The organism is Priestia sp. FW507-14D1A (genome assembly GCF_058781295.1).
Genome location: NZ_JBYSWQ010000002.1, coordinates 387,986 through 406,069, shown reverse-complemented (window position 1 = coordinate 406,069; position 18,084 = coordinate 387,986). Strand labels below are relative to the sequence as shown.

Below are 18,084 nucleotides of genomic sequence, written 5' to 3'. Positions count from 1 at the left end.
CCATCACTTTTAACGTACACAAGAAAGGAGATGGAGTTTTGGAACAGCAAAAAGTATTTGATCCGTTTCAAGCATGGAAAGACGTATATGACAAAACCGAATCTTACTGGGGTAAAGTTATTGGGGACAATATGAATCGTGAAGAATTTTCCCAGCTCATGGGAAATGTGCTAAATATGAACCTTCAATATCAACAAGCAGTAAATGAAGTAACGGGGCGCTATCTGCACCAAGTAAATGTACCAACAAAAGAAGATGTAGCAAACGTTGCGTCATTAGTCATTAATGTGGAAGAAAAAGTAGAATTATTAGAAGAGCAATTTGACGATCGTTTTGATGAATTAGAAGCACAGCAAGAAAGTGCATCTGCTTTGAAAAAAGATGTCACTAAGCTGAAATCTGATGTCAAATCGTTAGACAAAAAACTCGACAAAGTTTTATCTCTTCTTGAAGGGCAGCAAAAAACACAAGACGAGTTAAAAGAAACTATTCAAAAACAAATTAAAACTCAAGGTGAGCAGCTTCAGGCTCAGCTGTTAGAAAAACAAGAAAAATTAGCTGAAAAGCCAAAGGCAGAAGCTAAATCTGAAGCAAAACCGTCAAACGCTCAAAAAACTGAGCAGCCAGCTCGCAAGTAAGGTATAGGGGATTTTATAATAACATTAACTGCTGTATTTACAGTAAAAATCATAGCTGAAGAAGCAAGGGGGAAATTTTTCATGACAACATTACAAGGTAAAGTAGCAATCGTAACAGGCGGATCTAAAGGTATCGGGGCAGCAATTACACGTGAGCTTGCTTCTAATGGAGTAAAAGTAGCAGTAAACTATAACAGCAGTAAAGAATCTGCAGAAGCAATTGTCAAAGAAATTAAAGACAACGGCGGAGAAGCTATTGCGGTTCAAGCTGACGTGTCTTATGTAGATCAAGCAAAACACCTAATCGAAGAAACAAAAGCTGCGTTTGGTCAATTAGACATTCTAGTAAACAATGCTGGAATTACGCGCGACCGTTCATTCAAGAAGTTAGGTGAAGAAGATTGGAAAAAAGTAATTGATGTAAACTTACATAGCGTATACAACACAACATCAGCTGCGCTAACGCACCTTTTAGAATCTGAAGGTGGTCGTGTTATCAATATTTCATCAATTATTGGTCAAGCGGGCGGATTTGGTCAAACAAACTACTCAGCTGCTAAAGCAGGTATGCTAGGATTCACTAAATCATTAGCTCTTGAACTAGCTAAGTCAGGCGTAACAGTTAATGCAATTTGCCCAGGATTTATTGAAACGGAAATGGTAATGGCAATGCCGGAAGAAGTTCGTGCAAAAGTTGTAGCAAAAATCCCAACTCGTCGCTTAGGCCACGCTGAAGAAATTGCACGCGGAGTGGTTTACTTAGCAAAAGACGGCGCGTACATTACAGGACAACAGTTAAACATTAACGGCGGCTTATACATGTAATAGATGCTGGCCCTGACTTTTGTCGGGGCTGTGCTTGTTAACTAACTACTAATGAAATGAAAGGGTGTGTATATTCGTGGCAATTCCTTACGTGCAAGAGTGGGAAAAATTAATCAAATCAATGCCAAGTGAATATAAAAGTTCTGCAAGACGTTTTAAGCGTGCATATGAAATTATGACAACAGAAGCAGAACCGGAAGTTGGATTAACACCAAAAGAGGTTATTTGGAAAAAGAACAAAGCGAAATTATACCGCTATACGCCAGTAAAAGATAACCTGCATAAAACACCAATCTTACTCGTATATGCATTGATCAATAAACCATATATTTTAGATTTAACGCCTGGAAACAGCCTTGTTGAATACTTATTAAACCGCGGTTTTGACGTGTATTTACTTGACTGGGGAACTCCTGGGCTTGAAGACAGCAATATGAAGCTAGATGATTATATTGTGGATTATATTCCAAAAGCGGCTAAAAAGGTGCTGCGCACTTCTAAATCTCCTGAGTTGTCTGTTCTTGGTTACTGCATGGGCGGAACTATGACATCTATTTTTGCTGCATTAAATGAAGACTTGCCGATTAAAAACTTAATTTTTATGACAAGTCCATTTGATTTTTCGGATACAGGTTTATACGGGGCATTCCTAGACGATCGCTACTTTAATTTAGATAAAGCAGTAGATACATTTGGAAATATCCCTCCAGAGATGATTGACTTTGGAAACAAGATGTTAAAACCAATCACGAATTTCTACGGTCCATATGTAACGTTGGTGGATCGTTCGGAAAATCAGCGTTTTGTTGAAAGCTGGAAGCTCATGCAAAAGTGGGTTGCTGACGGCATCCCATTTGCTGGTGAAGCTTATCGTCAGTGGATTCGTGATTTCTATCAACAAAACAAATTAATCAATGGTGAACTTGAAGTTCGCGGACGCAAAGTAGATTTGAAAAATATTAAAGCTAATATTTTAAACATTGCTGCTAGCCGTGATCATATTGCGATGCCGCATCAAGTGGCAGCTTTAATGGACGCTGTTTCAAGTGAAGATAAAGAGTATAAATTGTTGCAAACAGGTCACGTATCTGTTGTATTTGGTCCAAAAGCAGTGAAGGAAACATATCCTTCAATCGGCGATTGGCTAGAAAAACGCTCTAAATAAAATAAAGACGAGGCTGGACAAAAGTATTTTAGCCGACGTGAAAAACGAACCACTGAGATTAGTGGTTCGTTTTTTTGTTATGGTAAACGTAGGTTTCAAATATATAGTTGCTTCTAGCTGTTGATTGGAGAGCAAGGCGAAGACTCCTGCGGGAAAAGCGGAACAGGTGAGACCCCGCAGGAGTGTCAGCGACGAGGAGGCTCACGGGCCGCCCGCGGAAAGCGAAGTCTTGCACGGAAGTCAACAGCGGTGTCACAAGCGGTTCAGCACATGTATCCCATTTGTTCGTCTTTAGATTGGATTCATTTAATTATGTCTCAACCTCGTTTTTTTTTTGTAAACAGACAATATTGATTGACGGTTCTTTATGCGGGCTGCTGGAATGTATGATATCTAATGACAAGTGAGGTGACTTCTTTTATACTAATGTAGTCACCTTCTTGAACATGGGATTTTTTACATGGATATTGCGATCCGTGTAACAATGAGTATGCTTTGGGAAGAAAGAAGAAAACTATTAGTATTATAACAAAAAAGGAATGTCAGATTATGCCGCAACCATGGAAACGACGAGTAAGGCAGATGTCTTCAGCTCAAATTATTGTTACATTTTACATAGTGGCTGTTACGCTTGGATTTCTATTACTTAGTATTCCAGAAGCTTTAAAGCCGGGAGTGAAGTTAGCATTTATTGATCGCTTATTTATTGCCGTCAGTGCGGTAAGTGTAACAGGGCTGACACCTGTCTCTACTCCGGATACATTTAGTACGACGGGCTATTTTTTGCTCGCTTTTATTTTTCAAATCGGTGGTATTGGTGTAATGACACTCAGTACATTTATTTGGATGATTTTGGGTAAAAAAATCGGTTTAAAGGAACGTCAGCTCATTATGACGGACCATAACCAATCCCGCTTATCAGGGTTAGTTGACTTGATGAGAAATATTTTATTTATTATTTTTGCCATTGAACTAGTTGGTGCCATTATTTTAGGATTACATTTTCTCCGTTATTATTCGAGCTGGACAGATGCGTTTCTGCATGGTTTCTTTGCTTCTGTCAGCGCTACAACAAATGCTGGCTTCGATATTACAGGATCTTCATTTATTCCGTATGCCCATGATTATTTTGTACAAGTGGTAACCGTTATTTTAATTACGCTTGGAGCGATTGGATTCCCTGTATTAATTGAAATTAAGCACTATTTTTTAACATTTAAAGATAAGCGTAAATTTCAGTTTTCGCTATTTACGAAGCTAACGACTATTATGTTTTTTCTGCTGTTAGCAGGGGGGACAATCTTGATTCTTGTGTTAGAGCATTCAGGATTTTTAGCAGATAAGTCTTGGGATGAATCGTTTTTTTATGCGTTTTTCCAATCCGCTGCTACAAGGAGCGGAGGAGTAGCGACCATGAATATTAATGAATTTTCGCTTCCCACGTTAATTATGATGAGCGCGATGATGTTTATCGGGGCTTCACCGAGCTCAGTAGGGGGAGGAATTCGTACGACGACGTTTGCATTAAATATTCTTTTCCTGTTTTATTACGTAAGAGGAAATAAAACGATTAAAATTTTTCGCCGCGAAATTCATGAAGATGACATTATTAAATCAGTAGCTGTATCGATGTTAGCGGTAATCATTTGCTCGATTTCTCTTCTTGTTTTAAGTATTACAGAACATTTTTCTCTCATTGAGCTTATTTTTGAAGTGTGTTCAGCTTTTGGGACAACAGGTTTATCAATGGGAATTACAGGAGGGCTTTCTGATATTGGTAAATGCGTTATTATGATTTTAATGTTTATTGGCCGAATCGGCATGTTTTCATTTATTTTAATGCTTCGCCGTCCAACGTCTGGACCGGATTATCACTATCCGAAAGAACGTATTATTATTGGATAAAAGAGGCTGAGGTAAAAATATGTTAGTTGAAGAAGAATCCGAACGAGCTTAATTCTTAATCAAGCTCGTTCGGATTTTTTTATGATGGTAAACATAGGTCTCATATGTTTAGCTGCTTCCAGCTGTTGATTGGAGGGCAAGGCGAAGACTCCTGCGGGAAAAGCGGTTCAGATGAACTCATGTATCCCATTTGTTTGTCTTTAGATTAAAGTAATTTCGTTATGTTTCAACCGCTTTTTTACAGCTTTTTCTGCTTATATTGCGCATCAGAAAGTGCATTCTAAGAAAAGGAAGTTCAATGGACTTCCAAGCATAGGAGGGATAGATGATGGCAAAGCGTAAAGTAGGGTACAAATCAGCACTGACTAACAATAATACACCAAAAGAGAGCCTTTCAGATGCAGAATTTGCTGCTGAATATGCTGGCGGCGAGGAGCCGGCTAAAGGCGCGAATCGCAATTCGAAAAAAGGAAAGCAAGGTAAGTAACGATGAGCAAACATAAACAAAATAATAAGCATATAGCAAGCACCGAAGCAAAGCAAAAGCAATTACTGCAAGAAGAGTTCGGAGCGGAAATGGGCGATCCGAACGCAGCTAAAATATATGAATCCTTAGGAAAGACAAAGTCTGATAAAGAGCAAAAAAAGAAAAAAGAATGTTAAAGAAAAAAACCTCGGATATCCGAGGTTTTAGCTTACAACTGGAAGGCCAAATGCCTCTACAGGTGCTGAATAAAGTTTTGTATCATTTGCTTTTTGATCATAATAAGCAAGAAGAACAGATGGTTGTTCATTTATTTTTCCCGTTTGTTTATAATACATATAGTCAAATGGCAGAATCTCTAAAACAGTGTGCTTGTATAATTCTTTTTCAGCGAGCTGTTCAGCTTCAAAAGCCTGTCCCATAATAGAAGGGTTAGCAAGCATTTGCTGATAGTAATGAGAGCGGATTTGTTTTTCTACTTTATCGTCCCACCAAGGTTTACGAGGCTTATGCTTTTGGTTTTGTAAATAATCAATTTTCATAAACCCTTCAATCATTTCTTCATTTGAAAAATTCTCTGTTTCAATATACTGTCTAAGGCGTCTGAATAAATCTTCAAGCTGATGGCCGATTCGAACCCAGCCCATTTCATCCCAATACGTCCCGAAGTTTTGGAAGAAATCAAAAGGTGTATCATAGCAGTGCTCTACTAAAAACTCTATTGTTTCATCCATTCGATGGTCATTCCAAAACTTTTCTAAAATATCTTCTACATGTTTAATACGTACGACATCTGAAAATGGCAAGACGTTATTGCTTAAAATTTCATAAGGCGACTGATCCATGTATTGATAATTATAGCGAGGCGCACTTAAGCGTAAGCCGGTGCCGCGAAGCATTTTCAAAAAGCCTAGCTGAAGCTCTTCAGGGCGAAGTGCAAATACATCATTAAACGTATTCTTAAATGAGTTATAATCTTCGTCTGGCAGTCCCGCGATTAAGTCTAAATGCTGATCGATCTTTCCGCCTTCTTTTACCATTGTTACGGTACGCGTTAATTTTTTAAAGTTTTGTTTGCGTTTGACTAGTTCATTGACAGCATCATTTGTAGATTGAACGCCAATTTCAAAGCGGAATAATCCTTTTGGCGCATGATCGTTTAAGAACTGAATAACTTCTGGGCGCATAATATCGGCAGTAATCTCAAATTGAAATACGGTGCCTTCACGGTGTTCATCAATTAAAAATTGGAACATTTCCATGGCGTAGCTGCGGCTGATGTTGAACGTGCGGTCTACGAACTTAATTGTGCGGGCTCCGTTATCCATTAAATAGCGAATATCCTCTTTTACCTTTTCTCTATCGAAATAACGAACGCCTACTTCAATAGAAGAGAGACAGAACTGACAGCTAAACGGACAGCCGCGGCTCGTTTCAATATACACAACGCGTTTTGAAAGTTCTTGGCGGTCTTCTTCAAAACGGAAAGGAGAAGGCATTTCGCGCAGATCAATTTTATTGCGCTGCGGGTTTACAACTGGTTTTCCTTCTTTTCGGAAAGCCACGCCGCTTACGTTTTCAAACTGACGCTCTCCGTGAAGTTCGTCCAACAGCTGCTTGAATGTTTCTTCTCCTTCACCGATCGCGATAAAGTCAGCTTCAGGAATACGCTCTAGCCAGTGAGTTACATCATAGGTTACTTCTGGTCCACCGAATATAATGATGAGCTCGGGATTGATCTTTTTAAGCATTTGTGCCACTTTAATCGTTTCTTCAATATTCCAAATGTAACAGCTGAAACCAATAATATCTGGGTTGCGTTTATATAAATCCGTGACAATATTCATAGCAGGATCTTTAATCGTATATTCGGCCATATCCACTTTATAGTCAGGCTCTGCATAGGCTTTTAAACATCGAAGGGCTAAAGAAGTATGGATATACTTCGCATTCAATGTACTGACAACAATGTTCATTCAAAAAGCTCCTTTTAACTCGTAATATGAAATCAATTTACTATTTTAGCACATTTGAGAAATAAAGTATAAATACCTTGCCACTTTTGTTGTGGAGGGGAAAGGATTTCGGTAAAATGTAACAGAAACGTAAAAGAAGAAAGAGTCTCGGTTAATGTAAACCTTGGTGAACGAAAAAAATGAGGTGGAAAACGTGGAATATAAGCGAATTAAGCCAAAAAAAATATACGAAGAAGTAGCTGAAACGCTTCTTGAGAATATAAAAGAAGGCAGTTTAAAGCCTGGTGACCGTTTGGATTCAGTGCAGCAGCTGGCGGAAAACTTTCAGGTAGGGCGCTCAGCTATTCGTGAAGCTCTTAGCGCTTTGCGGGCGATGGGGCTGCTCGAGATGAAACAGGGAGAAGGCACATTTGTACGCGAATTTAACTCCGATATGCTGTCTTTGCCTGTAACTAGCGCTGTATTAATGAATAAAAATGATATTGAGCATTTGCTTGAAGTGAGAAAAGTATTAGAAATTGGGGCTGTTCGTGCTGCAGCTCAAAAGCGAACGGATGCGGATCTCAAGCAGCTGTCTGATAGTCTGGAACAAATGAAAGGAGCGTTTGGCAATGAAGAGCTGGGAGAGAAAGCAGATTTTGCTTTTCATTTAGCCATTGCCAAAGCCTCGCAAAATCCGCTTTTAGTGAAGCTTATGAATAACGTATCAGAAATGATGATTGAAACGATGAAGGAGACAAGACGCATCTGGCTTTATGCAGAAGAAAAAACGGCTGAACGAATTTATAAAGAGCATCAGCAAATTTATGAAGCTATTCTTTCTCAGCATGCAGAAGACGCTCAGCATTTTATGATGAGTCATCTTGATAATGTTGAACACGTATTAATGAAATACATACCGGAAGAAAAATAATTCCATTTCAGGTAGAAAAGTGTGCACTAAATAACAGAAAAACTAAAATTCAAGCACCTTCCGATAATTTATGCTTGCTCTATTGTGAAAAGATTTACATAATAGAAACTAGGATTGTCAAATGGAGGGTTACAAAGTATGAAAAAGCAATATAGAGATGATAGTTTAGCTTTGCATACAGATCTATATGAACTGAATATGGCGCATACGTATTTTAAAGACCACATTCATAAACGTCGTTCTGTATTTGAAGCTTACTTTCGTCGTATGCCGTTTGAAAGCGGTTATGCGGTGTTTGCCGGCCTAGAAAGAGTAATTGATTTTATTGCTAATTTCAGATTTAGCGAAACGGATTTAGATTATTTATATGAAGAATTGCATTATGAAGCGGAGTTTATTGACTATTTAAAGCAAGTTCGATTTAGCGGTAATATTCGTTCGGTCGTAGAAGGCGAAATGATTTTTGCTAATGAACCGATGCTGCAAATTGACGCTCCTTTAGCAGAAGCGCAGCTTATTGAAACGCCGCTTTTAAATATTTTAAATTTCCATCCGCTGATTGCGACAAAAGCATCGCGTATTCGCTTGGCGGCGGGAGAAGATAATTTATATGAGCATACGGGTACGAATCAGCTTATGGAATTTGGCTCAAGAAGAGCACACGAGATGGACGCTGCATTTTACGGAGCGAGAGCTGCTTATATTGGAGGCTTTGATGCAACCAGTAATGTCAGAGCGGGGAAAGTATTTGGAATTCCTGTATCCGGCACTCACGCTCATGCGCTTGTTCAAGTCTATCGTGATGAGTACAGCGCGTTTAAAAAGTATGCGGAATCACACCGTAACTGTATCTTTTTAGTAGACACATATAATACGTTAAAATCAGGTATTCCCAATGCTATTAAAGTAGCAAATGAAATGGGAGATCGCATTAATTTTATCGGTATTCGATTAGATAGCGGAAGACTTCCATATCTTTCTCAAGAGGCAAGAAAAATGCTTGATGAAGCTGGCTATCATGATGTGAAAATTTTTGCTTCGAATGATCTCGATGAGTACAGCATTCTAGATTTGAAAGCGCAAGGTGCCAAAATTGATGGATGGGGAGTTGGAACAAAGCTCATGACGTCCTTTGATCAGCCTGCGCTAGGAGCGGTGTACAAGCTGGTTTCGATTGAAGATGATCATGGAAACATGGTGGATACGATTAAACTGTCAGAAAATCCAGAGAAAATTTCCACTCCTGGTTTAAAAGAAGTATACCGAATTGTAAACCAAGTGAACCACAAATGGGAAGGCGATTATATTACGATGCAAGACGAAGTGCCGAACGAAGAGCAGCACTTAAAAATGTTTCATCCGATTCATACGCACGTCAGCAAGTTTGTCACGAACTTTAACGCACGTAAAATTCACCAGCCAATCTTTGCGCAGGGAAAGCTTGTGTACGAGCAGCCTACAATTGAAGAAATGAGAGCCTACTGCTTACAAAACTTAAAGCATCTATGGGATGACTACAAAGTCATTACAAAATCGAACGAAGATGTATTCCGTCCTACAGAGTATCCGGTAGACTTGAGTACAAACTGCTGGGATAACAAAATGCAAAATATTGAAGAGACTAGAAGCAAGTTACTATCTGATACCGTACTTGTGTAGATTCCGTCAGCTATTAATGAGAGGAGAGTTTTTTTATGAAAGAGCTACAAAAGCAAATTATTGAAGAAATGCACGTCCAAAAAGAAATTAATCCCGTGGAAGAAATTCGCCGCAGCGTTGATTTTCTGAAATCCTACATGAACAAATATCCTTTTTTACGTTCGTTTGTACTAGGTATTTCCGGCGGCCAAGATTCTACGTTAACTGGAAAGCTGGCGCAGCTAGCGGTTAATGAGTTGAACGAAGAGGCCGGAGAAGAGCGCTATCAGTTTATTGCTGTTCGTCTTCCATACGGTGTGCAAGCAGATGAAGCAGACTGTCAAGATGCACTTGCTTTTATTCAACCAACAAAATCTATTTCTATTAACGTAAAACCAGCAGTAGATGCGATGCTTTCTGCTGTTGAAGAAGCGGCAGATGATAAAGTTTCCGACTTCAACAAAGGAAATGTAAAAGCACGTGAACGAATGATTGCGCAATATACGGTAGCGGGCATGTACAGTGGAGTCGTACTCGGAACGGATCACTCTGCTGAAGCTGTTACAGGATTTTATACAAAATTCGGTGACGGAGGAGCTGACTTAGTACCTATCTTCCGTCTGAACAAGCGACAAGGAAAACAAATGCTAAAAGAATTAGGCTGTCCCGAGCATCTATATATGAAAAAACCAACGGCTGATTTGGAAGAAGATCGTCCACAGCTTCCGGATGAAGAAGCGCTTGGCGTAACGTATGAGCAAATCGACGATTATTTAGAAGGCAAAGATGTAGGTGAACATGCAAGTAACGTCATTGAAGGTCACTTCTTAAAAACGCAGCATAAACGCCAATTGCCAATCACAGTATTTGATGATTTTTGGAAATAAATAAGTAAGAAGCTAAGACAAACATAGTTTTTAGTTGAAGGAAGATCTGACCGGTGAAGATTCTTGATAGAGAATCTTCACCGGTCAGATTTTTTTAATGACATGGCAAACGTAGGTTTCACGTATCTCAATTTCTTATTTTCTATGAAAAAAGATAGCAAACAAAGAAAGGTATTTTTGAAAAACTAGTGAAATTAGAAAAACATAGGAGTATAATAGCATTAAGTCATCTGATGACCTGTTAACTAAAAGAAGTAAAATGATCAGCTTGGAGGGAGCAAATGATGAAAGTATCTTTATTTGCCACATGTTTGATTGATATGTTTCAAACAAATGTAGGAAAAGCGACGGTAGAATTGTTAGAACGATTAGGATGCGAAGTGGATTTTCCAAAGAGTCAAGTTTGCTGCGGACAGCCTGCATATAACAGCGGTTATGTAAAAGAATCAAAAGAAGCGATGAAAAACATGATAAAAGCGTTTCAGCATGCAGAGTACGTTGTATCTCCGTCTGGCTCGTGTGTGACAATGTTCAAAGAGTATCCCCATCTTTTTGAAAGTGATGCTGCATGGCATGAATCTGCCGTGAAGCTTGCTGATAAAACGTATGAGCTAACGGATTTTATTGTAAACGTTTTAAAAGTGGAAGATGTAGGCGCCAGCTTAAATGGTAAAGCCACTTATCATTCTTCTTGTCATATGACGCGTTTGCTAAACGTAAAAAAAGAACCTTTTACACTATTAAACAATGTAAAGGGGCTTGAAATGGAAAACCTTGAAAACAGTCATAACTGCTGCGGATTCGGCGGGACGTTTTCGGTTAAAATGGGGCAAATCTCTGAACAAATGGTCGATGAAAAAGTGGGCTGTATAGCTAAGACAAACGCAGAGTACTTAATTGGAGCCGACTGCGGCTGTCTTATGAATATTGGAGGAAGAATTGAACGAAAAGGACAGCCTGTAAAAGTGATGCATATCGCTGAAGTATTAAATAGCAGAATGTAAAGAAGGGAGAATACCGAATGTCTATGAAAATAGGAAACGACCAGTTTAAAAAACGTGTTGATGATGGAGTCAATAATGCGTTTATGCGCTTTGCGGTTTCAGGTGCTCAAGAGCGCTTAAGAAGCCGTAGATTAGATGCGGCAGAAGAGTTAGGAAACTGGGAAGAATGGCGAGCGCTTGGTGAAGAAATTCGTCAGCATACGCTTGAAAACTTAGATTACTATTTAGAACAGCTGACAGATAATGTAGCTAAACGCGGAGGCCACGTTTTTTTCGCTCAAACAGCTGAAGAAGCGAATGAGTACATAAAAAATGTAGCGAAGCAAAAGCAGGCAAAGAAAGTGGTTAAATCCAAGTCAATGGTTACAGAAGAAATTCATATGAACGCTGCTTTAGAAGAACTAGGCTGTGAAGTTATTGAAACGGACTTAGGAGAATATATCCTGCAAGTAGATGATCACGATCCGCCTTCTCATATCGTAGCTCCTGCACTTCATAAAAATAAAGAACAAATTAGAGATGTATTTCAGGAAAAGCTTTCGTATAAAAAAACAGAAAAACCTGAAGAACTAGCTCTTCATGCCCGGGAAATGCTGAGAAAAGAATTTTTATCAGCAGATATTGGCATCACGGGATGTAATTTTGCGATTGCAGAATCTGGATCTATTTCACTTGTAACCAATGAAGGAAATGCAAGGTTAACAACTGCCCTTCCTAAAACGCAAATTACAGTTATGGGAATGGAAAGAATTGTGCCAACGTTTGAAGAGTTTGAAGTGTTGGTAAGCCTGTTAACTAGAAGTGCAGTAGGTCAGCGGCTCACAAGTTACGTAACAGCGCTTACAGGGCCTAGACTTCCAGGGGAAGTAGACGGACCGGAAGAATTTCACCTAGTGATTGTAGATAACGGGCGATCTGCGATTTTAGGAACTGAGTTTCAATCTGTTTTACAGTGTATTCGCTGTGCGGCATGTGTGAATGTATGTCCCGTGTATCGCCATATTGGAGGGCATTCATATGGATCTATTTATTCAGGTCCGATTGGAGCTGTATTATCTCCTTTGCTTGGAGGCTATGAAGACTACAAAGAGCTTCCCTATGCATCAACGCTATGCGCAGCCTGTACAGATGCCTGTCCGGTCAAAATTCCGCTGCATGAGCTATTACACAAGCATCGTCAGCGAATTGTCGAAAAAGAAGGAAAAGCACCTATTTCGGAAAAGCTGGCGATGAAAGCATTTGGCTTGGGAGCAGCTTCTTCTTCTCTATATACAGTGGGCGCTAAAGTAGCACCGGCAGCTCTTACGCCTTTTATGTCAGGAAGCAGTATTTCCAAAGGACCTGGTCCATTAAAAGCGTGGACGGAAAGCAGAGAGTTTCCCGCACCTACAAAAGAGCGCTTACGAGATTGGTTTGATAAAAGGAGTGATGATGATGAACGGAAGCATTCAAAATAGAGACAGTTTTTTAGACAATGTTGCTGCTAATCTTAAGCGAAACAGGCGAACAAGCGGCGTAGTAAAGCCACAATGGAAGCACGCTCCTCAGCATGAGGTCTACCGCAGCTATTCGCCGGATCAATTAAAGAAAGAGCTTGAAAACCATTGCGAACGTATTCATACTCGCTATGTAGAAACATCATCACAACACTTGCCAGCTGTCCTTGAGGAAGCCGTAGCGAACTATGGAAATGGTCTTGTGAGCACGTGGGATGATCCTAGATTTTCCGAATATGGATTGAATCTGCTGATGGAGAAATGGGAAACAAGCAGTAGCCTTCATGTATGGAATTCTGCAAAAGGCGATGAGAATATTACACTAGCTGAACAAGCAAATGTTGGCATTACCTTCAGTGATTTGACGCTAGCGGAATCCGGCACAGTTGTTTTGTTCAGCAGCGCTGAAAAAGGACGATCGGTCAGTTTGCTGCCCGCCACTTATATTGCAATCATTCCTCAAAGCTCAATTGTTCCTCGCATGACACAAGCCGCTGAAATGATTCATGAAAAAGTAGAGCGAGGAGAAACGATTGCTTCTTGCATTAACTTTATTACGGGACCGAGCAATTCAGCCGATATTGAAATGAATTTAGTCGTTGGCGTGCATGGACCTATTCAGGCCACTTATATTGTAGTGAATGATCGATGAGGCTGGGACAAACGTATTTTAGGCGAAGTGAAAAACGAACCGTGAATCAACATGTTTGATTCACGGTTCGTTTTCTTTGTTATGTTGAGCATAGGTTTTAGCTGTTTCATTCCTTCTAGCAGTGGATTGGAGGACAAGGCAAAGACTCCTGCGGAAAGCGAAGTCTTGCACGGAAACCAACTGCGGTGTCACAAGCGGTTCAGCTAGCTCATGCATCTCATTTGTTCGTCTTTAGATTGGATTCATTTTGTTATGTCTCAGCCTCTTTTATTCATGCTCCATTTCTAAATAGCGGGATAATGTGAAGAAATGTCGCATTTTGAATAAACGTGCCTAATTTTAAAAAGGTAAAAAGCAAATCTTGTAGAATATTAAGTCTATAGATAAAAGGTGGGGAAATGGGAAGTGCAAAAGAAAGGAGCAATGAGCATGTCACCACATAGAGAATTAACATCTGAAGCTGCGCAAAAGCAGCAAGATGAATTACAGCAGCTACGAGCTATTTTTAATGACGTATTAGATGCCATTGTCGTATTTGATGAGTATTTTCAAGTTATAAATGCAAATGAATCAGCCTGCGGGCTGTTTGAAAAAACAAAGGATGAGCTATTAACGTATCAAATGAAAGATTTTCTGATGTATTTTCCGTATGACATGATTGAAGCATATTATCCAGCACTTTTAGAAGAAAGCTATTTCAAATATGAAGGCGCGATGACGCTTCGAAGCGGCATGATGAAGCATGTTGAATTTACTTCACACAAACATAGTCACATGTCGGGCATTATTGTGTGTACATTTCGGGATATTACGCAGCACAAAATGATGGAAAATGAACGGTTTATTAGTCATCATATGTTTATGGATGTATTTAATGAAGCGGTAGACGGAATTGTCATTTTTGATCGAACGGGTCAGCTTATCGACGCGAACCCTTCATTTTGCGAACGATTAAATTATACAAGAGCACAGCTTCTAACCAAAACATTAGAAGAGCTTGTAGAACCTACTTATCATTATAAGGTGAAAAAATTATGGAGAACTCTGCATCAAGAAGGAAAGACAAGCGGCGAGCTACCGATCAGGCTCGAAAATGGAGACGTTACTTTTTTTGAATTTACCACAACGGCTAATATATACAGTCAATACTATATGTCCATTATGAGAGACGTGACGGAAAAACGGCTGATGGAGCAGCAACTGTTGAGAAGCGAAAAAAATTTCAGGGCTATTTTTGAAAATGCGATTGAAGCGATCTTGATTTGGAGAGATGATGGTGAAATCTTGAACGCTAATCTTGCTTCTTCGCGTACATTTGAGCTGCCGTTAAACAAATTAATTGGAAGCAATTTGTATACGTTTATCGATACAAAAAGCTTTAGTGCGTTAAAGGTGCTCCAAACGTTTCAAACAAAAGGAGAAATTCGTAATCAGCTTCCTTTTTACATGCCAAATGGAGAAATCAAGCAGTTGGAATTCACAGGGAAAAAAGGCATTATAGAAGGAGACCATTTAACGATTTTTCGAAACATCAGTGAACGTACAAAAATCGAACAGGAGCTTCGAAATAACGAAGAGAAATTCAGACAGATTTTTAATGGTTCGATCGATGGGTTAGTTTTATGGGACGGCAAGCGAAATATTATTGATGTAAATTCTTCTCTTTGTGATATTCTAGAACTCAGCAAAGAGGAGATTTGTGCGCACTCCATGGAGGATTTTATTTCTTCAGCGAATTTAGATGCGGTCATTGAGCATAAAGAAACGATTGAGCAAAAAGGGGAAGCTGAAGGAGAGATTACGTACGTTACGGGGAACGAAAAAGTTAAAAATATCGAATTTTCCACGAAAAAAGATATCTTGCCAGGTCTATATATGACGCTTTTACGAGACGTAACGGAACGAAATCAAATGCAGGAGCAGATTCGAAAATCGGATACGCTTCAAGTAGTCGGACAGTTAGCAGCTGGGATTGCGCATGAAATCCGCAACCCAATGACAGCTTTAAAAGGATTTGTGCAGCTGTTAGAAAGCAGCATTCAAGAAGATCATTCTCTTTATTTTGATATTATTAAATCCGAATTAAAAAGAATTGAAACCATTATTACAGAGTTTCTAGTACTCGCTAAGCCACAGGCAGTAAAGTTTGAAAAGAAAAATCTAGATGCGGTTGTGAAAGAAACGATCGATTTATTAAATGCTCAGGCGCTTTTAGAAAATATTCAGTTTGAACTAAGTGTGTCCCCTCAGCTGCCAATGGTATACTGCGAGCCGAACCAAATTAAGCAAGTACTAATAAATGTCATTAAAAATGCAATTGAAGTCACGTCAAACGGAGGAAAAATTTTTGTTGATGTCTCCTCTACAGAGCCGCACTACGTGACGGTCTCCATTCGAGATCAAGGAGACGGAATGCCCGAAGAGCGCATCAAGCGCTTAGGAGAACCATTTTATACGACAAAAGAAAAAGGAACGGGACTCGGTTTGATGGTCTCATATAAAATTATCGAAGAACATAAAGGGCGCATTGAAGTGGAAAGCAAAATAGGAGAAGGCACAGCTTTTCATGTTATTCTTCCAGCCTAAATAGAAAGGATAAGCAAGTATGTACTATGGAGAAATGAATTTATTTTCTGATTTGAAAATTTATATTGTAGCCTCGGAAAAAGGGGTTCAACATATTTGGTTTGATAGCGATGATCATAATGAGCAGCTTAAAAAACTTGTCCATGACGAGGATTATCACCATGTGAAAGAAGCGAAGCGACAGCTGCAGGATTATGCTGAAGGGCGCACGCTAACATTTGATTTGCCTTTGGATATAAAAGGAACAGACTTCCAAAAAGAAGTGTGGTTAACGCTTGAACATATACCTTATGGACAAACGTGGTCTTACAGTGAGGTAGCGGAGTCTGTTAATCGCTCTAAAGCCGTAAGAGCTGTGGGACAAGCGAATCGTCGAAATCCACTGCCTATTATTTTGCCTTGTCATCGTGTGATTGGCAAAAATGGAGCTTTAACAGGTTATGCAGGCTCGCAAACTCATATAAAAGAGAAGCTATTAATGCTTGAAAGAAATGTAGCAAAAGGTGCTCTGGAGTTAAAATAACTATTCACCGTCTAATTTCCAGCCTTCTCCTTGCACAAAAACACCGTCAATTTGCTGAGGAGAAGGGAGGGAATTTAGTTCTTCATCTTTGGATAAATCGAATAGCTGATATTGCTGCTTACGATTCAGCGCTTTGTTTTTATCCGTTTTTTGCTCTGAACTCATATTTACTCTCCCCCTTATTCAAAAGAAATCCCCTATAATATATGTAGAAAAGGAAGAGAGTACTGTTACAATTGTGTTACAAATGCAGGTGGAAATCAGTGCTCAATAAAAAAAGCCGCATAGCAGCGGCTTTTTTTATTGAGCAGATTGCAGCAAAACGTTTTGAATGGATTCAAAAGACGGGGCATGGATAATTCCATGCTCTGTAATAATGGCCGTAATCAGTTCGCTTGGCGTCACATCAAAAGCTGGATTGTACACAGAGATTCCGTCTGGAGCAATTTGCGTATCCCCAATGTGTGTGACTTCTTTAGGTGAACGTTCTTCAATAGGAATGCTGCTGCCGTCTTGAATAGATAAATCAAATGTGGACTGCGGCGCTGCTACGTAAAATGGAATACCGAATGCTTTCGCTAAAAGAGCAAGTCCATATGTTCCAATTTTGTTAGCCGTATCGCCATTTGCTGCAATGCGGTCAGCACCTACAATAATCCCATTAATTCCTTTTGTTTTAATGGTATGAGCGGCCATATTATCCGTAATCAGCGTAACGTCCACTCCCGACTGCTGAAGTTCCCATGCTGTTAAGCGAGAACCTTGAAGAACGGGTCTTGTTTCACAGGCAAATACTTCAAGCGGAATATCGCGCTGCTTAGACAAGTGAAAAGGTGCTAAGGCTGTTCCATAATAAGCTGTAGCAATTGAACCAGCATTACATATTGTCATGATTTTATCTTTCTTTTTAAATAAAGAAAGAGCATAATCTCCAATTCGGTAGCACGTTTCTTCATCTTCTACTTGAATTTGAATAGCTTCATGAACAACTTTTGTTTTAGCTTCATTAACGGACGAAGCGGATTCAGCGCTTTTCGCTACGCGCTCCAATGCCCAAAATAAATTGACGGCAGTAGGGCGTGAACTAGCTAAATACTGTTGATCAAGAGCTAGCTTTTTGTTAAATTCCTTGACTGAATCTGTGTCATAGCTAAGCACAGAAAGAGCAAGACCAAAAGCCGCCGTAATGCCAATTGCAGGGGCTCCGCGTACTTTCAAGGTAGTGATAGCATCCCATACGTCTTTAATGGTTTGCAGCTTAATATATTCAACTTTGCCAGGAAGCTGCTGCTGATCTAATAAAGTAATATATGATTCATTCCATTCCACTGAGCGCGGAAGTGATAGTGTATTTGTCATGCTGATACCGATCCTTTCATTGTGTACATTATT

18 protein-coding genes are annotated in these 18,084 nt (G+C 39.5%); 15 read left to right on the top strand and 3 right to left on the bottom strand.

Annotated elements, in window-relative coordinates; translation table 11 throughout:
• The first annotated feature begins 38 nt into the window (after positions 1–38).
• The 7 genes from phaR to AC3WJG_RS10490 all read left to right on the top strand — a co-directional run bounded on the left by phaR (position 39) and on the right by AC3WJG_RS10490 (position 5,196).
• Positions 39–638, top strand: a complete 600-nt coding sequence (gene phaR / locus AC3WJG_RS10520) for a polyhydroxyalkanoic acid synthase subunit PhaR (RefSeq protein ID WP_013055937.1) — start codon at positions 39–41, stop codon at positions 636–638.
• 81 nt (positions 639–719) lie between these two features.
• Complete coding sequence (phbB, locus tag AC3WJG_RS10515; protein WP_014461095.1) at positions 720–1,463, top strand: acetoacetyl-CoA reductase; 744 nt, start codon at positions 720–722, stop codon at positions 1,461–1,463.
• Positions 1,464–1,539: 76 nt separating this feature from the next.
• Positions 1,540–2,628: a class III poly(R)-hydroxyalkanoic acid synthase subunit PhaC gene (locus tag AC3WJG_RS10510; RefSeq protein ID WP_028407874.1), complete on the top strand. Its 1,089-nt coding sequence runs from the start codon at positions 1,540–1,542 to the stop codon at positions 2,626–2,628.
• 120 nt (positions 2,629–2,748) lie between these two features.
• The gene (locus AC3WJG_RS10505) at positions 2,749–2,982 is read left to right on the top strand and encodes a hypothetical protein (protein WP_342839364.1); all 234 of its coding nucleotides are present in this window, start codon (positions 2,749–2,751) and stop codon (positions 2,980–2,982) included.
• Between the two features lie 171 nt (positions 2,983–3,153).
• A complete protein-coding gene (locus tag AC3WJG_RS10500; protein ID WP_255256589.1) occupies positions 3,154–4,533 on the top strand; it encodes a TrkH family potassium uptake protein in 1,380 nt (459 codons plus the stop codon).
• Positions 4,534–4,858: 325 nt separating this feature from the next.
• Positions 4,859–5,020, top strand: coding sequence for a protein YkzP (gene ykzP / locus AC3WJG_RS10495; RefSeq protein WP_013055942.1), 162 nt, complete (start codon positions 4,859–4,861; stop codon positions 5,018–5,020).
• A gap of 2 nt (positions 5,021–5,022) precedes the next feature.
• Positions 5,023–5,196: a protein YkzE gene (locus AC3WJG_RS10490; RefSeq protein ID WP_013055943.1), complete on the top strand. Its 174-nt coding sequence runs from the start codon at positions 5,023–5,025 to the stop codon at positions 5,194–5,196.
• 27 nt (positions 5,197–5,223) lie between these two features.
• Here AC3WJG_RS10490 and AC3WJG_RS10485 read toward each other — a convergent pair whose 3' ends face one another.
• The gene (locus tag AC3WJG_RS10485; RefSeq protein ID WP_050689442.1) at positions 5,224–6,993 is read right to left on the bottom strand and encodes a B12-binding domain-containing radical SAM protein; all 1,770 of its coding nucleotides are present in this window, start codon (positions 6,991–6,993) and stop codon (positions 5,224–5,226) included.
• Positions 6,994–7,186: 193 nt separating this feature from the next.
• On the opposite strand from AC3WJG_RS10485, the gene AC3WJG_RS10480 reads away from it, so the two are divergent.
• From AC3WJG_RS10480 to AC3WJG_RS10445, 8 genes are all read left to right on the top strand, one after another.
• On the top strand, positions 7,187–7,906 hold the full coding sequence (locus AC3WJG_RS10480) for a FadR/GntR family transcriptional regulator (RefSeq protein WP_013082207.1): 720 nt from the start codon (positions 7,187–7,189) through the stop codon (positions 7,904–7,906).
• A gap of 138 nt (positions 7,907–8,044) precedes the next feature.
• Positions 8,045–9,565 carry a nicotinate phosphoribosyltransferase gene (locus AC3WJG_RS10475; RefSeq protein WP_337133438.1) on the top strand — a complete coding sequence of 507 codons (1,521 nt, stop codon included), beginning with the start codon at positions 8,045–8,047 and terminating at the stop codon, positions 9,563–9,565.
• Positions 9,566–9,600: 35 nt separating this feature from the next.
• Positions 9,601–10,431, top strand: a complete 831-nt coding sequence (gene nadE, locus AC3WJG_RS10470) for an NAD(+) synthase (protein ID WP_013082209.1) — start codon at positions 9,601–9,603, stop codon at positions 10,429–10,431.
• Positions 10,432–10,715: 284 nt separating this feature from the next.
• Complete coding sequence (locus AC3WJG_RS10465) at positions 10,716–11,435, top strand: (Fe-S)-binding protein (protein ID WP_028407881.1); 720 nt, start codon at positions 10,716–10,718, stop codon at positions 11,433–11,435.
• A 17-nt stretch (positions 11,436–11,452) separates the two neighbouring features.
• On the top strand, positions 11,453–12,892 hold the full coding sequence (locus AC3WJG_RS10460; protein ID WP_028407882.1) for a LutB/LldF family L-lactate oxidation iron-sulfur protein: 1,440 nt from the start codon (positions 11,453–11,455) through the stop codon (positions 12,890–12,892).
• Positions 12,870–13,583 carry a LutC/YkgG family protein gene (locus AC3WJG_RS10455; RefSeq protein WP_081085293.1) on the top strand — a complete coding sequence of 238 codons (714 nt, stop codon included), beginning with the start codon at positions 12,870–12,872 and terminating at the stop codon, positions 13,581–13,583. The genes AC3WJG_RS10460 and AC3WJG_RS10455 overlap by 23 nt, the downstream gene beginning before the upstream one ends.
• A 405-nt stretch (positions 13,584–13,988) precedes the next feature.
• Entirely contained in the window at positions 13,989–16,169 is a 2,181-nt protein-coding gene (locus AC3WJG_RS10450) for a PAS domain S-box protein (RefSeq protein WP_060746706.1), read from the top strand.
• A gap of 19 nt (positions 16,170–16,188) precedes the next feature.
• Positions 16,189–16,692 (top strand): methylated-DNA--[protein]-cysteine S-methyltransferase, encoded by a 504-nt coding sequence (locus AC3WJG_RS10445; protein ID WP_060746707.1) that lies wholly within the window; start codon positions 16,189–16,191, stop codon positions 16,690–16,692.
• Here AC3WJG_RS10445 and AC3WJG_RS10440 read toward each other — a convergent pair whose 3' ends face one another.
• The gene (locus AC3WJG_RS10440) at positions 16,693–16,857 is read right to left on the bottom strand and encodes a hypothetical protein (protein WP_013055953.1); all 165 of its coding nucleotides are present in this window, start codon (positions 16,855–16,857) and stop codon (positions 16,693–16,695) included. It abuts the gene before it with no gap.
• A gap of 135 nt (positions 16,858–16,992) precedes the next feature.
• A complete protein-coding gene (gene mtnA / locus AC3WJG_RS10435; RefSeq protein ID WP_221840259.1) occupies positions 16,993–18,051 on the bottom strand; it encodes an S-methyl-5-thioribose-1-phosphate isomerase in 1,059 nt (352 codons plus the stop codon).
• Positions 18,052–18,084: the final 33 nt, after the last annotated feature.

Bases quoted from the DNA above. Each gene is read 5' to 3' on its own strand.
- phbB (WP_014461095.1), top strand. From the start codon at position 720: ATGACAACATTACAAGGTAAAGTAGCAATCGTAACAGGCGGATCTAAA.
- ykzP (WP_013055942.1), top strand. From the start codon at position 4,859: ATGATGGCAAAGCGTAAAGTAGGGTACAAATCAGCACTGACTAACAAT.
- AC3WJG_RS10490 (WP_013055943.1), top strand. From the start codon at position 5,023: ATGAGCAAACATAAACAAAATAATAAGCATATAGCAAGCACCGAAGCA.
- AC3WJG_RS10485 (WP_050689442.1), bottom strand. From the start codon at position 6,993: ATGAACATTGTTGTCAGTACATTGAATGCGAAGTATATCCATACTTCT.
- AC3WJG_RS10475 (WP_337133438.1), top strand. From the start codon at position 8,045: ATGAAAAAGCAATATAGAGATGATAGTTTAGCTTTGCATACAGATCTA.
- nadE (WP_013082209.1), top strand. From the start codon at position 9,601: ATGAAAGAGCTACAAAAGCAAATTATTGAAGAAATGCACGTCCAAAAA.
- AC3WJG_RS10465 (WP_028407881.1), top strand. From the start codon at position 10,716: ATGAAAGTATCTTTATTTGCCACATGTTTGATTGATATGTTTCAAACA.
- AC3WJG_RS10460 (WP_028407882.1), top strand. From the start codon at position 11,453: ATGTCTATGAAAATAGGAAACGACCAGTTTAAAAAACGTGTTGATGAT.
- AC3WJG_RS10455 (WP_081085293.1), top strand. From the start codon at position 12,870: ATGAACGGAAGCATTCAAAATAGAGACAGTTTTTTAGACAATGTTGCT.
- AC3WJG_RS10445 (WP_060746707.1), top strand. From the start codon at position 16,189: ATGTACTATGGAGAAATGAATTTATTTTCTGATTTGAAAATTTATATT.
- AC3WJG_RS10440 (WP_013055953.1), bottom strand. From the start codon at position 16,857: ATGAGTTCAGAGCAAAAAACGGATAAAAACAAAGCGCTGAATCGTAAG.
- mtnA (WP_221840259.1), bottom strand. From the start codon at position 18,051: ATGACAAATACACTATCACTTCCGCGCTCAGTGGAATGGAATGAATCA.